13 protein-coding genes are annotated in these 13682 nt (G+C 68.1%); 10 read left to right on the forward strand and 3 right to left on the reverse strand.

The annotated features are described in order from the left end of the window. Window positions 1–2459 (forward strand): tetratricopeptide repeat protein (locus VGD93_RS07715; RefSeq protein ID WP_395010821.1); only part of this gene is annotated, 2459 nt, incomplete at its 5' end. On the opposite strand, the gene fliP is transcribed toward VGD93_RS07715, so the two are convergent. Both fliP and VGD93_RS07725 read right to left on the reverse strand, forming a co-directional pair. Beyond that, window positions 2456–3154 (reverse strand): flagellar type III secretion system pore protein FliP, encoded by a 699-nt coding sequence (gene fliP / locus VGD93_RS07720; RefSeq protein WP_395010841.1) that lies wholly within the window; start codon window positions 3152–3154, stop codon window positions 2456–2458. The two genes, VGD93_RS07715 and fliP, sit on opposite strands and share 4 nt — an antisense overlap. A gap of 49 nt (window positions 3155–3203) precedes the next feature. Then, entirely contained in the window at window positions 3204–4049 is an 846-nt protein-coding gene (locus VGD93_RS07725; protein WP_395010823.1) for a hypothetical protein, read from the reverse strand. On the opposite strand from VGD93_RS07725, the gene flgB reads away from it, so the two are divergent. The 7 genes from flgB (at window position 4033) to cckA (ending at window position 10017) form a co-directional block, all read left to right on the forward strand. After that, entirely contained in the window at window positions 4033–4440 is a 408-nt protein-coding gene (gene flgB / locus VGD93_RS07730) for a flagellar basal body rod protein FlgB (protein WP_395010825.1), read from the forward strand. The two genes, VGD93_RS07725 and flgB, sit on opposite strands and share 17 nt — an antisense overlap. A 17-nt stretch (window positions 4441–4457) precedes the next feature. Then, window positions 4458–4871: a flagellar basal body rod protein FlgC gene (gene flgC, locus VGD93_RS07735; protein WP_395010826.1), complete on the forward strand. Its 414-nt coding sequence runs from the start codon at window positions 4458–4460 to the stop codon at window positions 4869–4871. Between the two features lie 22 nt (window positions 4872–4893). Next, on the forward strand, window positions 4894–5208 hold the full coding sequence (gene fliE, locus VGD93_RS07740) for a flagellar hook-basal body complex protein FliE (protein WP_395010828.1): 315 nt from the start codon (window positions 4894–4896) through the stop codon (window positions 5206–5208). Window positions 5209–5229: 21 nt separating this feature from the next. Continuing rightward, window positions 5230–5496, forward strand: a complete 267-nt coding sequence (gene fliQ / locus VGD93_RS07745) for a flagellar biosynthesis protein FliQ (RefSeq protein ID WP_395010829.1) — start codon at window positions 5230–5232, stop codon at window positions 5494–5496. A gap of 2 nt (window positions 5497–5498) precedes the next feature. Next, complete coding sequence (gene fliR / locus VGD93_RS07750) at window positions 5499–6266, forward strand: flagellar biosynthetic protein FliR (RefSeq protein ID WP_395010831.1); 768 nt, start codon at window positions 5499–5501, stop codon at window positions 6264–6266. A 3-nt stretch (window positions 6267–6269) separates the two neighbouring features. Further along, the gene (gene flhB, locus VGD93_RS07755) at window positions 6270–7349 is read left to right on the forward strand and encodes a flagellar biosynthesis protein FlhB (protein ID WP_395010833.1); all 1080 of its coding nucleotides are present in this window, start codon (window positions 6270–6272) and stop codon (window positions 7347–7349) included. 115 nt (window positions 7350–7464) lie between these two features. After that, window positions 7465–10017 (forward strand): cell cycle histidine kinase CckA, encoded by a 2553-nt coding sequence (cckA, locus tag VGD93_RS07760; protein ID WP_395010834.1) that lies wholly within the window; start codon window positions 7465–7467, stop codon window positions 10015–10017. A gap of 3 nt (window positions 10018–10020) precedes the next feature. Here the strand turns inward: cckA and VGD93_RS07765 are convergent, their stop codons facing one another. Beyond that, on the reverse strand, window positions 10021–11064 hold the full coding sequence (locus tag VGD93_RS07765; protein ID WP_395010836.1) for an aldo/keto reductase: 1044 nt from the start codon (window positions 11062–11064) through the stop codon (window positions 10021–10023). Between the two features lie 278 nt (window positions 11065–11342). Between VGD93_RS07765 and recA the strand changes: the two genes are divergently transcribed. Together recA and alaS are read left to right on the forward strand one after the other, a co-directional pair. Then, entirely contained in the window at window positions 11343–12422 is a 1080-nt protein-coding gene (gene recA / locus VGD93_RS07770) for a recombinase RecA (protein ID WP_395010837.1), read from the forward strand. 213 nt (window positions 12423–12635) lie between these two features. Continuing rightward, a partial coding sequence (alaS, locus tag VGD93_RS07775) for an alanine--tRNA ligase (RefSeq protein ID WP_395010839.1) occupies window positions 12636–13682 on the forward strand: 1047 nt, incomplete at its 3' end.

The raw sequence follows: 13682 nt of genomic DNA on the forward strand, positions 1-13682 counted from the left end.
AGGACGTGGCCGACGCGTCGGCCCCGGCCGGCGGCGATGGGGGCGAGTCGGCGCAGCCCCCGCCGCCGCAGACCGAGCTGACCCCCATCGTCTCGACCGTCGGCCACACGGTACGCATCGCTTTTCCGTTCGACCGGGACACCGCCGCGGCCGTCTTCCGCCGAGGCGACGTCGTGTGGATGCTGTTCGAAACCGCGGCAACCATCAGCGCGCCGGCCAATGGCGAAGCGCTGGACGTGATCGCCCGCCGCTTCCAGGTCACCCCGGCCGGCGGCATCCAGGTGGTGCGGCTCGATCTCGCGGTGGATCGCCTGGCCACGCTCGGGTCGGAGGGGCGGGCCTGGGTGCTGTCGCTCGGCGACGTGCTGCTCAGCGCCACCGAGCCGCTGACCCTGGCGCGCGTCCGCGACGAGCAGGGGCGGTTCCGGATGACCGCCGACCTGGCGCATCCCGCCGGGGTTCACCAGTTCCGCGATCCCGTCGTCGGGGACGTGTTGCAGGTCGTGACCGCATACCCGCCGTCGCGCGGACTTGTGCGCACCCTCGAATTCGTCGACTTCGCCGCCCTCAAGTCCGCGCACGGGCTGGTGCTCAAGCCCTTCAACGCCGACCTCGCCGTCAGCATCGAGGGGCAGGGCGCGCGCATCGAGGCAGGCGGCGGCCTGACCCTGTCCGCCCTCGACCATACGCGGCGGCTCGACACCCGCAATCCGGCGGAGTTTCGTGGCAGCTTCATCGACCTGGGCGCCGCGCGGGAGAACAATCCCGCGGCATTTGCGCGCCGCCGCGAGGAGCTGATTGCGCGGGCGGCAGCCAATGAGGGGCGGCTGCGCGACGTCGCCCGGCTCGACCTGGCCCAGTTTCTCGTCGCCAACCAGTTCGCGCCGGAAGCCATCGGCGTGCTCGGCGTGCTCGAAGCCGAACTGCAGACGCCGGACCTGCGCAAGCGGATCGCGCTCACCCGTGCCATCGCCAATGTCCTCGCCCGGCGTTCGAAGGAAGCCCTGACGACCCTAAATGGCGAGGCCTATGCCGGCGAGGTCGACGCGGTGATGTGGCGTGCGATCGCCAGGGCGGACGTGGGCGACTTCGACGGCGCCCGGCTGGATGCGCTGGCCGCGGAGAGCGCCATCGGCAGCTATCCGACCTGGGTGCAGGCGACGTTCCTGCTGTCGGCTGCTCGCGCCGCGCTCGAGGCGCGCGACCCGGACCTGACTGCCCGCTATCTGGGGTTGGTCGAATTTGCCAAGCTCGATCCCGAGCAGGTGTCGTTCCACCATCTCCTGCAGGGCAGGCTGGCCGAGACCGAGCAACGGGTGGACGAGGCTCTCGACATCTACGGGCAGGTGATCGCCGCCGACGTGCGGCCGACCCGGACGGAGGCCGTCTATCGCACGCTCCAGCTTCTCGACAAGGCCGGACGCCTCGACGTCGCCAAGGCCATCGGGACGCTGTCGGCCGAAGTCCTGCTGTGGCGTGGCGACCGGCTCGAGGCGGACATGCAGCGGTTCCTGGCGGAGCTGTACTTCCGCAACAAGGATTACCGGAACGGCTTCGAGACGGTGAAGCAGCTGGCCGCGCACCACCCCGAGAGCCCGGCCGTCAACGGCATGCTGGCCCAGGCCGAGGAAGTGTTCGCCGATCTCTACCTCAATGGCCGCGCCGACGAACTGGGCGACCTCGATGCGCTGACGCTGTACTACGACTTCCGCCAGCTCACCCCGGCCGGGCAGCGCGGCGACGAGATGATACGCAACCTGGCGCGGCGCCTCGTCAAGGTCGACCTGCTGAGGCAGGCCGGGGACCTGCTCGAGTACCAGGTCGACAGCCGGCTCAGGGGGGTGGCACAGGCCCAGGTTGCCGCCGACCTGGCCGTGATCCGCCTCGCCGACCGCGATCCGGAGGGCGCGCTGCGCACTCTCAATCGCACGCGGCTGGCCGAGATTTCGCCGCCGCTCGAGCGCCAGCGCCGCATCATCGAGGCGAGGGCGCTGATCGATGCCGGGCGGCAGCAGCTGGCTCTGGACCTGCTGTCGCGCGTCACGGGGCGCGACGCCGACTTGCTGCGCGTCGACGGCTACTGGGCGTCGAAGAACTATGCGCGGGCCGCCGAGCTGATCGAGGTCATCTACGCACCGACGGTGGCATCGGCGCCGCTCACGCAGGCCGACCGGATGAACATCATCAAGGCGGGCGTGGGGTTCGTCATCGCCGGCGACGGACTGGGGCTGTCGCGCCTGCGCTCCAAGTTCGGCGAGCAACTGGCCCAGTCGGCGGAATGGCCGATGTTCGATTTCGTTACCAACGAGGTGCTGCCTTCCGGCCCCGACTTCGCCAAGGTCGCGCACGAGGTTTCCGGACTGGATTCGCTCAACGCGTTCCTCGCTGCCTATCGCAGCATGTACGCGCCATCCGATGCCGTGGCGCCGACGCAGGCGACACCGCTCGACCGCGTCTAGCTTCCCGCGAAGCTGCGCACCAGCGAGCCGGCGACGAGGTGCCAGCCGTCGACGAGCACGAAGAAGATCAGCTTGAATGGCAACGAGATGACGACCGGGGGCAGCATCATCATGCCCATCGACATGAGCACCGAGGCCACGACCATGTCGATGACGACGAACGGCACGAACAGCAGGAAACCGATCTCGAACGCCCGCCGCAGCTCGGAGATCATGAACGCCGGCACCAGGATGTGCAGCGGGATCGGGGCCGCCTCGGCCGGCGGCTCGGCGCCGGACATGTCGTAGAACAGCTGCACGTCCTTGTCGCGGACGTTGGCGGACATGAACTCCTGGATCGGGGCGGCGCTGCGCTCGAACGCCTCCTGCACCTCGATGGTCCCGGCCAGGAGCGGGGCGATGCCGGCGTCATACGAGGCCTGCAGCGTCGGTCCCATGATGAACACGGTAAGAAACAGCGCCAGCGACACCATGACGGAGTTGGGCGGCGCCGTCTGCAGGCCGATGGCGGTGCGCAGCAGCGACAGCACGACGACGATGCGCGTGAAGCTGGTCACCATCACCAGGATGGAGGGAGCCAGCGACAACAGGGTGATGAGGCCGACCAGCTGGACGGCGCGTTCGGTCAGCGTGGCGTCGTCGCCGAAATCGATGGAGATATCCTGCCCGAAGGCAAGGGCAGGCACGAGCGCGATGCCGAGCAGCGCAATAAGAGCCAGGCTGCGTCGCAGCCTGGGCGCCGACTCAGTTCTTTTCTGCCTTGAAGACGTCCCTGAAGTAGCCGCGCGCCCCAAGCTTGGCCTGCCCGTTCATGTCGTTCGCAGGGCCGGTTGTAGCTGAGTCGGAGCCGGGATTGTCCGCACGCTCCTGATTCATGGGGATAATTGCCGTTTCCATGCGGCTGACCGGCCGCATGAGGCCGGTATGGCGCAGCGATGCGGGCTTGCGCGCGCCGGCGGGGCGGCCGAGATCGCGCAGCCGCTCGAGCGGGGTGCGTCCTCCGGTGGCGAGGCCCGGGGACGGGGCGGTATCCTCCGCCGGTGGCGCGGGCACGGGCTTGGCGGCGGGGGCAGCGGCTGGAACGGGGCGGCGCATCGGTGCGGCCGGCCGCTCCACCGGGATATTGGCCTCGATCAGCAGGTCCTGGCCGCCGCCGGTGAGGATGAGATGCTCGACATTGTCGCGCCGCACGATGAGCAGGCGCCGGCGCCCATCGATGGCGACGCTGTCAACGACATTGACCCTCCGGCTGCGCGGGCGGCCGAGATTGGCGGAGGCGTTGAACAGGACCTTGAGGATCCAAAGTCCGAGTAGAATCAGGACGAGGACGATCGCCAGGGCGAACACGCTGGTGAGCACGGTGTTGTCGGAGCCGCCGAACACGCTCGTCAGGAATTGCATGGCCACTCCATCATGTCCGGGCACGCCGACCCGCTCGGCCGGCAAGACCTGCCCATCATAGCGCCTCAATTGTGCAAATTGCGAGGCGATGCGCGCGGAGGTTAACGACTGATTAACCATCAGTGGGCAGGAATTGCCCAGTGGGCCGTTCGGCCCCGGGGGCGACGAGTCGATGGGCCTTGCCGACATTACGCTGTTCGCGGCGCTGACCGAGAAGATGAAGTGGCACCAGGCCCGGCAGGGCCTGCTCGCCGAGAACGTCGCCAATGCCGAGACGCCGGGCTATCGCGGACGCGACCTGGAGGCCTTCGGCTTCGAGGCGCATCTGCGCCGGCAGTCGACGGCACACGTCGAAACGGCGCGGACCGATCGGGCCCACATCCGCCCGGCCGCAAGTGCCGCGGAAAGCTTCGGAACGCGCCGGCTCAACAGCTTCGAGATCACGCCGGAAGGCAACGGCGTGACCCTCGAGGACGAGATGATGAAGGTCACCGCCAACCAGATCGACTACCAGGCGGTCACCAGCCTCTACACCAAGTCGCTGCGCCTGCTGCGCACGGCGCTCGGCCGGCAGAGCTGAGATGAGGGGAACCTGAGATGGCCGACTTCCTGTCCTCGCTCAAGATCGCCGCGACCGGCCTGCATGCGCAGACGGCGCGCATGCGCGTCATCGCCGAGAACCTGGCCAACGCCGACTCGGCCGGCAAGACGCCGGACGACGAGCCGTATCGGCGGCGCATCCCGACCTTTCGCGCGGTGATGGACGACGCGGCGGGCGGCACCACGGTGCAGATCGGCCGGCTCGCCTACGACATGTCGGACTTCCAGAGCCGCTACGAGCCGGGCCATCCGGCTGCGGACGAGCGGGGCTACGTGCGCTACCCCAACGTCAATGCCCTGATCGAGACCATGGACATGCGCGAGGCGCAGCGCACCTACGAGGCCAACCTCAACGTCGTGACCGTGACCCGGCAGATGCTGGGCCGCACCATCGACATCCTGCGCGGCTAGACCGGGAAAGGGACCGACCGAGATGAGCACGCCATTCAACGCCGCTGCCGCCGCCTACGGCAATGCCGCGAGGCTGCTGGCGCAGCCGGTGAAGGCGCCGGCCGAGGCCGCGCCGACCGGGCAGGAATTCGCCAAGTTCCTGGCGGAGTCGGTGCAGGGCGTCGTCGACAGCGGCCGCGCCTCCGACCGCATGGCGATGGACCTCGTCAACGGCAAGGGCGACGTCGTCGACGTGGTCACGGCGATCTCGCAGACCGAGATCGCGATGGAGACGATGGTCACCATCCGCGACCGGGTGATCTCGGCCTACGAGGAAATCATGCGCATGCCGATCTAGGGCGGCAGAGGGGGCAGGAGGATGACCGGGGCGGAAGCACTCGACGTCGCGCGCGAGGGGATCTGGGTACTGATCATCGTCTCGGCGCCGATGATGATCGTCGGGCTGGTCGTGGGCGTGGTCATCGCCCTGTTCCAGGCGCTGACGCAGATCCAGGAAATGACCCTGGTGTTCGTGCCGAAGATCCTCGCCATCTTCGTGGCCCTGCTGGTGTCGCTGCCGTTCATCGGCGCCACCATGAACGGCTACATGCTGAAGCTGGCCGACATGATCGTGACCGGAGGCTAGGGGTGGTCAGCCTCAACTGGTTGCCGGAGACGGCCTATCTCTACCTGCTGCTGTTCGCCCGCGTCGGCACCATCATGATGCTGATGCCGGCGCTGGGCGAGCAGATCATCCCGGCGCGCATGCGGCTCGGCTTCGCCCTGGTGTTCGCGCTGGTGCTCTACCCGCTGATCGCGCCGTCGCTGCCACGGCTGCCGGAGGGCTTCCCGGGCATCGTCGCGCTGCTCGTGCACGAACTGGTGATCGGGCTGATCCTCGGCGCCATCACCCGGCTGGTGGTGATGAGCGCCCAGGTCGCCGGCGCCGTCATCGCCTTCCAGGCGGGCCTCAGCGTGGCGCAGTCCGCCGACCCCACCAATGGCGGCATCCAGGGCGCCATCGTCGGCAGCTTCCTGTCGTTTCTCGGCATCACGCTGATCTTCGCCACCGACCTGCATCACGTGGCGCTGGCGGCGATCTACGACAGCTACATGATCTTCGCGCCGGGGACGCCGCTGCTGTTCGGCGACGTCGCGCAGATGGCGATCCAGACCATCGCCGGCGCCTTCGTCATCGGCGTGCAGATGTCGGCGCCGTTCATCGTCTTCGGCCTCGTGTTCTATCTCGGCATGGGCATCCTCGCGCGCATGATGCCGCAATTGCAGGTGTTCTTCGTCGCCATGCCGGCCACCATCTCGGTGGGGCTGGTGCTGCTGGCCCTGCTGCTGTCGATGATGATGGGCTGGTACCTGATGCATTTCGAGGACACGCTCGCGACCCTCAGGGGCGCCTAGACGGTGAGCGACGAGGCCCCGGAACAGTCTTCGAAAACCGAAGACCCCTCGCAAAAGAAGCTCGAGGACGCCCACAAGAAGGGCGACGTGGCCAAGAGCCAGGAGGTGACGACCTGGTTCATGCTGTCGGGCGCGGCGCTGATCTTTGCGACGATGGCGGTGCCGAGCGCCACCGGGCTGGCCGGCAGCCTCAAGGTGCTGCTGGCCAATGCCGACCGCTTCGAGGTCGGCGGCGCCGGGTTCGGCGCGTTTTTTCATGGCCTGGCCGGTTCGCTGCTGCTGGTCGCGCTGCTGCCGTCCGCCATCCTCGCCGCCTTTGCGATCGCGGCCAACCTGGTGCAGCACAAGCCGCTGCTCTCGGTCGACCCGATCACCCCGAAACTGTCGAAGATCTCGCCGATCGCGGGTTTCAAGCGGCTGTTCTCGGTCGAGGCGCTGGTCAATTTCGCCAAGGGGCTCGCCAAGCTCTCCGCCGTCAGCGCCGCGCTGTGGTTCGTGCTGCAGCCCGAACTGGGGCGCATGGAAGCGATGATCACCGGCGAGCCGGCAGCCATCCTCCGCGTCTTTCTCGACATCAGCCTCAAGATCTTCGGGGCGGTGATCGCCGTCGTCGCCGTCATCGCGCTCGCCGACTACTTGTTCCAGCGCCACCGCTGGTGGCAGCGCCAGAAGATGACGGTGCAGGAGACGCGCGACGAGTACAAGCAGATGGAGGGCGACCCCAAGATCAAGGGCCGCATCCGCGCCATCCGCAACGAGCGCAGCCGCAAGCGCATGATGGCGGCGGTGCCGCATGCCACCGTGGTCATCACCAACCCCACGCACTTCGCCGTCGCCCTCAAGTACGACCGCTCGATGCCGGCGCCGCTCTGCCTCGCCAAGGGCGCCGATGCGGTGGCCCTGCGCATCCGCGCCATCGCCACCGAGCACGACGTGCCGATCGTGGAGAACCCGCCGCTGGCGCGGGCCCTGTTCGCCAGCGTCGAGGTCGACGAGACCATCCCCGCCGAGCACTTCAAGGCCGTGGCCCAGGTCATCGGCTTCGTCATGCGCCTCGAGCACCGGCAAAAATGGCGGCGATAGCGGCGGCGGCCGGGGGAAACGGCGCTTGCCGCTACCCAACCCGCGCGGGCGTTGCTAGACGTGGCTGGAGCGCCAGATTCGTGGCGGTTTGATGTCCGGAGCACGACGACGCCAGATGGCTGCAACGCCACTCGACGAGGGCAGTTATCCCGACCCGCTGGTGCGGCGCCCGCGCAGCGCCGCCGGGCTGTGGCGTGTCGTGGTGCTGGCGGCGTTCTTCATCGTCCTTGCCGCGGTGTTGTCGACGCTGGGTGACCGCATGCCGCCCGACCTCATCCTCGTCTTCCTCGGCGTCCTGGCCGTCATCGGCGTCTTTTGCCTGTTCGCCGTGGCCGCCGGGCTGTTCCGCTTCGCCACGGGCGAGGAGGGGCGCACGATCTCGCGCGCCATCGTCGACAGCCTGCCGTTCGGCGCGGTGGTGACCGACCGCGAGGGGCGTATCTCCTATGTCAATGCCGCCTATGGCGGCTTTCATGGCGCCATCACCGACGGCGTGCCGGTCGGCGTGCCGCGGCTGTTTGCCGGCCAATCCGAGGCCAGCGAGGCGGTCTACCGGCTCGGCCGCGCGGCCAAGGACGGCAGGCCGGCCACGGAAGACATCCGCCTGCTCGGCGGGCTGGGGGGCGCGGCGGGCGGCGGCAAGCCCTACTGGTACCGCGTCGGCGTGCGGGCCCTGCCGCCGGTGGACGGCACCGCCGAGCCGCTCGTGCTGTGGTCGGTGGAGGACATCACCCGCGACCGGGAGCGGCAGGACAACGCCTTCCTCGAACTGCAGCGGGCCATCGACTATCTCGACCACGCCCCGGCAGGGTTCTTTTCCGCCGACGCCAGGGGCCGCATCCAGTACCTCAACTCGACGCTGGCCGACTGGCTGGGCTACGACCTCGCCGAGTTCGAAGCCGATGCCCTGCGGCTCGAGGACGTCGTGCGCGGCGACGGCGCCAGCCTGCTCATGGGTGGGCGCAGCGACGGCGAAATCCGCACCGAGGTCATCGACATCGATCTTGTCGGGCGCAACGGCACGAGCTTTCCGGTGCGCCTGCTGCACCGCGCCGCCCGGCTGGCCGACGGCGAGCTGGGAGAGACCCGCACGCTGGTGCTAGACCGCCGCAGCGGCTCCGGCCACGAGGAGGCGCTTCGCGCCTCGGAGGTGCGCTTTGCCCGTTTCTTCAACGACACGCCGTTCGCCATCGCCACGCTCGACAACGAGGGCCGGATCATCCGCACCAACGCGCCGTTCAGCCGCATCTTCGGCTGGTCGGGCAGCGACAAGAGCCTCGAGCAGCAGCCGATCGCCGAACTGATCGCCGAGGCCAGCCGCGACCGCTTCGCCCAGGCGATCGAGGCGGCGCTGGCCAACCGTTCGGTGATCGAGCCTGTCGACGCCCTGTTGGCCATCGGCGGCGATCACGCCGTCCGCCTCTATGTCTCCGGCTCGGAGGAAACCGAGGGTTCGCCGGAGCGCGTCAACGTCTATGCGCTCGACATGACCGAGCAGCGCAAGCTCGAGGCGCAGTTCGCGCAGGGCCAGAAGATGCAGGCCGTCGGCCAGCTGGCCGGCGGGGTGGCGCACGATTTCAACAACGTGCTCACCGCCATCATCGGCTTCGCCGACCTGCTGCTGCTCAAGCACAAGCCGGGTGACCCGTCCTTCTCCGACCTGATGTCGATCAAGAACAACGCCAACCGCGCCGCCGGGCTCACCCGGCAGTTGCTGGCGTTCTCGCGCCGGCAGACGCTGAGGCCCCAGATCCTCGAAGTCCCTACCCATATCGACGACCTCACCGTGCTGCTGAAGCGGCTGATCGGCGAGCAGATCGCGCTCGAGGTCGACCACGGGCAGGGCATCTGGCCGGTGAAGGCCGACCTCGTCCAGCTCGAGCAGGTCGTGGTCAACCTGGTTGTCAACGCGCGCGACGCCATGCCCAACGGCGGCAAGATCGTGCTGCGCACGCGCAATGTCGGCGAGGCGGAAGCGGCGGGCTTCAACTTCACCGGCATGCCGGCGGCGGACTACGTGCTGATCGAGGTCGAGGATACGGGCACCGGCATGCCCCCCGAGATCCTCGAGAAGATCTTCGAGCCGTTCTTCTCGACCAAGGAACTGGGCAAGGGCACCGGGCTGGGGCTGTCGACCGTCTACGGCATCATCAAGCAGACGGGCGGCTTCATCTATCCCGAATCGACAGTCGGCAAGGGCACGACCTTCAAGATCTTCCTGCCCCGCCACGTGCCGGTGGAGGGGGAGGTGCCGGCCAAGCCGCAGGTGGCCGCGGTCAAGGACCTGACCGGCCACGAGCGCATCCTGCTGGTCGAGGACGAGGACAATGTCCGCGCCTTCTCGGCCCGCGCCCTGCGCACGACCGGCTATGAGGTGTTCGAGGCGGATTCGGGTGAGCAGGCCCTCGAGGTGCTCGAGGACATCGACCACGAGATCGACCTCATGATCTCGGACGTGGTCATGCCGGAGATGGACGGCCCGGCGCTGCTCGTCGAGGTGCGCAAGAAGCGGCCCGACCTCAAGGTCATCTTCGTTTCCGGCTATGCCGAGGAAAGTGTGCGCCAGGACATCGCCGACGACCAGAGCGTCGAGTTCCTCGCCAAGCCCTATTCGCTCGACCAGATCAACTCCAAGGTCAAGGAAGTGCTCGGCAAGGGCACCGAGTAGGGCTCACCCCGCGACCTTGCCGTTGGGCAGTGGCGCGCCGGCCGCGACCAGCCCGCGTTGCGCCAGCGCGTCCCAGAACGGCTCGGGGATCGCGGTCTCCCACCAGGCGAGGATGCCGTCCAGCTCGGCGGGGGATTTGGGTCCCGGCAGGATGTTGCACACGGCCGGATGGGCGAGCGGGAACTGCAGGGCCGCCGCGCCGATGGGCACGCCGAACTCGGCGCACACCGCCTCGAGCTCGTGCACGCGCCGGACCACGTGCTCGGGCGCTTTGGCGTAGTTCCACATGCCCGTGCCCATCAGCGCGCCGCCGTTGAAGGGGCCGCCGACGACGACCGAGGCGCCGCGCGCGACGCAGGCGGAGAGGAAGGGGTCGAGCGAGGTCTGCTCGAGCAGCGTGTAGCGCCCCGCCAGCAGGAACACGTCCCACTCGCCCAGTTCGAGCGCCTCCATGAGCACTTCCCACTCGTTGACGCCGAGCCCGATGGCGGAGACCACGTTGTGGCGCCGCAGTTCCTCGAGCGCCCGGTAGCCGCCGGCCTCAAGCTGCTTCCACAGCGGCTTGTTGCCCTCGACGCCGTGCGTCATGGCGCCGATGTCGTGGACATAGAGGATGTCGACCGCGGCCAGCCCGAGCCGCTGCAGGCTGTCTTCCACGGACCGCATGACGGCGTCGTAGGAGTAATCGTAGACCTGCTCGAAGGGAAACGGATCCACCCAGCCATGCGGGTAGGTGCGTTCGGACTCGGAGCGTACCGGGCGCAGCAGGCGGCCGACCTTGGTGGACAGCACGGTGCCCTCGCGCCGGAAGCGCAGCGCATCGCCGACGAAATGCTCGGAGCGGCCGTAGCCGTATTGCGGCGCGGTGTCGAAATAGGTGATGCCCGCTTCGAGGGCGCGGCTGACGGTGGCGCGCGCCTGCTCCGCCGGGACGGCGGTGAAATTGCCGGCCAGCGTGGCGCCGCCGAGGCCGAGCGTGGTGATCTCGAGAGGGGTGCGGCCGATGCGCCGCCGCGCGAAGACCGGGCGTGATGCGTTCTCGTCCATGATGTGGCCTCCCAGCCAATGTCGCCACACTGCCACGCCGGCAACCCGTCCGCAAATCCTGGCGAGAGGCCCGGCTGCCGGCGCCATCGGCATCGCAGGCCTGGGCGGCGCACCGCGACCGCGCCGAATCGACGGTTCGGATGCGACGCCCGAGGGGTCACTTTGGCATTGACAGTCTGGAAACAAAATGAGAACAGAATAGGTACAGACGATGGACAGCCGCCGACTTGTCCCCGCATTGCAAGGGGTGGGCGCGCATGAAATAAGGGAGACCGACAATGGCTGCTGTGACGCCGCTGCGCGTAGTTGACGGGGGTTCGATGGACAAGGACAAGGCACTCGCCGCGGCGCTGAGCCAGATCGAGCGCAGTTTCGGCAAGGGCACGGTGATGCGCTTCGGCGAGGGCGCCATCGCCCAGGTCGAGGCCGTGTCCACCGGCTCGCTCGGGCTCGACATCGCGCTCGGCATCGGCGGGCTGCCGCGCGGCCGCATCATCGAGATCTTCGGGCCGGAGAGCTCCGGCAAGACGACGCTGGCGCTGCACGTGATCGCCGAGGCGCAGAAGAACGGCGGCATCTGCGCCTTCGTCGACGCCGAGCACGCGCTCGACCCGATCTACGCGCGCAAGCTGGGCGTGAAGGTCGACGAACTGCTGATCTCGCAGCCCGATACCGGCGAGCAGGCGCTGGAGATCGCCGACACGCTGGTGCGCTCGGGCGCCATCGACGTGCTCGTCGTCGATTCGGTGGCGGCGCTGACGCCCAAGGCCGAACTCGAGGGCGAGATGGGCGACGCGCTGCCGGGCCTGCAGGCGCGGCTGATGAGCCAGGCCATGCGCAAGCTCACCGCCTCGATCTCGAAGTCCAAGGCGATGGTCATCTTCATCAACCAGATCCGCATGAAGATCGGGGTGATGTACGGCTCGCCCGAGACCACGACCGGCGGCAACGCACTGAAGTTCTACTCCTCGGTGCGCCTCGACATCCGCCGCATCGGCGCCATCAAGGAGCGCGACGAGGTCATCGGCAACCAGACGCGCGTCAAGGTGGTCAAGAACAAGCTCGCCCCGCCGTTCCGCCAGGTGGAATTCGACATCATGTATGGCGAGGGCATCTCCAAGACCGGCGAACTGCTCGATCTCGGGGTCAAGAGCGGCATCGTCGAGAAGTCGGGCGCCTGGTTTTCCTACGACAGCCAGCGGCTGGGCCAGGGGCGCGAGAACGCCCGGCAGTTCCTCAAGGACAACCCGGAAGTCGCGGCGACCATCGAGAAGGGCGTGCGTGAGAGCTCGGGCATCCTGTCCGAGGCCCTGCTGGCCGGTCCCGAGGGGGACGAGGCGGCGGACGCCGAAGACTAGGCGCCGCCGTACCGCGGCGGTCGTGCCGCCGGGGCACGGCCGGGCGTGGGGGCGCGGGCGAGCAGCGGGGGAGGGGCTGGCGAGGGTGGCGCCGGCCGCGATCGAGTGAGCGTGGCGCTGCTGGACAGAGGCGCAAGCTGCGCGATAGAAGGCATTTCCCGATCTATCAGGCGCGGCCGCGGCGCGCGCCGCCAGCTCGCATCGAAGGCGCCCATGACCAGCGTAAACGACATCCGCTCCAGCTTCCTCGGCTATTTCTCGCGGAACGGGCACGAGCCGGTGCCGTCGAGCCCGCTGGTGCCGCGCAACGACCCGACGCTGATGTTCACCAATGCCGGCATGGTGCAGTTCAAGAACGTCTTCACCGGCGTCGAGAAGCGGCCCTATTCGACGGCGGTCACCTCGCAGAAATGCGTGCGCGCCGGCGGCAAGCACAACGACCTCGACAATGTCGGCTATACGGCGCGCCACCACACCTTCTTCGAGATGCTCGGCAATTTCTCGTTCGGCGATTACTTCAAGGAGCGCGCGATCGAACTGGCCTGGAATCTGATCACCAAAGAATTCGGGCTGAAGAAGGACAAGCTGCTCGTCACCGTCTACCACACCGACGACGAGGCGGCGGGCCTGTGGAAGAAGATCGCCGGCTTCTCCGATGACCGCATTATCCGCATCCCGACCTCGGACAATTTCTGGGCGATGGGAGATACAGGCCCGTGTGGCCCGTGCTCCGAAATCTTCATCGACCGCGGCGAGCACATCTGGGGCGGCCCTCCGGGCAGCCCGGAAGAGGACGGCGACCGCTTCCTTGAATTCTGGAATCTCGTGTTCATGCAATACGAGCAGGTGACGAAGGAGGAGCGCGTGCCGCTGCCGCATCCTTCGATCGACACCGGCATGGGGCTGGAGCGCATGGCCTGCATCCTGCAGGGCGTCGACAGCGTCTTCGAAACGGATTTGTTCCGTCACCTGATCGACGTGACCTCCTCCGCGCTCGGGCACGCGCCGGACGAGCAAACCCTCGCGTCCTACCGGGTGATCGCAGACCACCTGCGTTCGTCGTCGTTTCTCGTCGCCGACGGCGTGCTGCCCTCGAACGAGGGACGCGGCTATGTGCTGCGCCGGATCATGCGCCGCGCCATGCGCCACGCGCAGCTTCTCGGCGCCAGCGAGCCGCTGATGTGGAAGCTTGTCCCCGCGCTCGCCCGCGACATGGGACAGGCCTTTCCGGAACTCGTTCGCGCCCAGGCGCTGATCGAG

It is taken from the genome of Devosia sp., from assembly GCF_036406155.1.
Classification (GTDB): Bacteria; Pseudomonadota; Alphaproteobacteria; order Rhizobiales; family Devosiaceae; genus Devosia_A.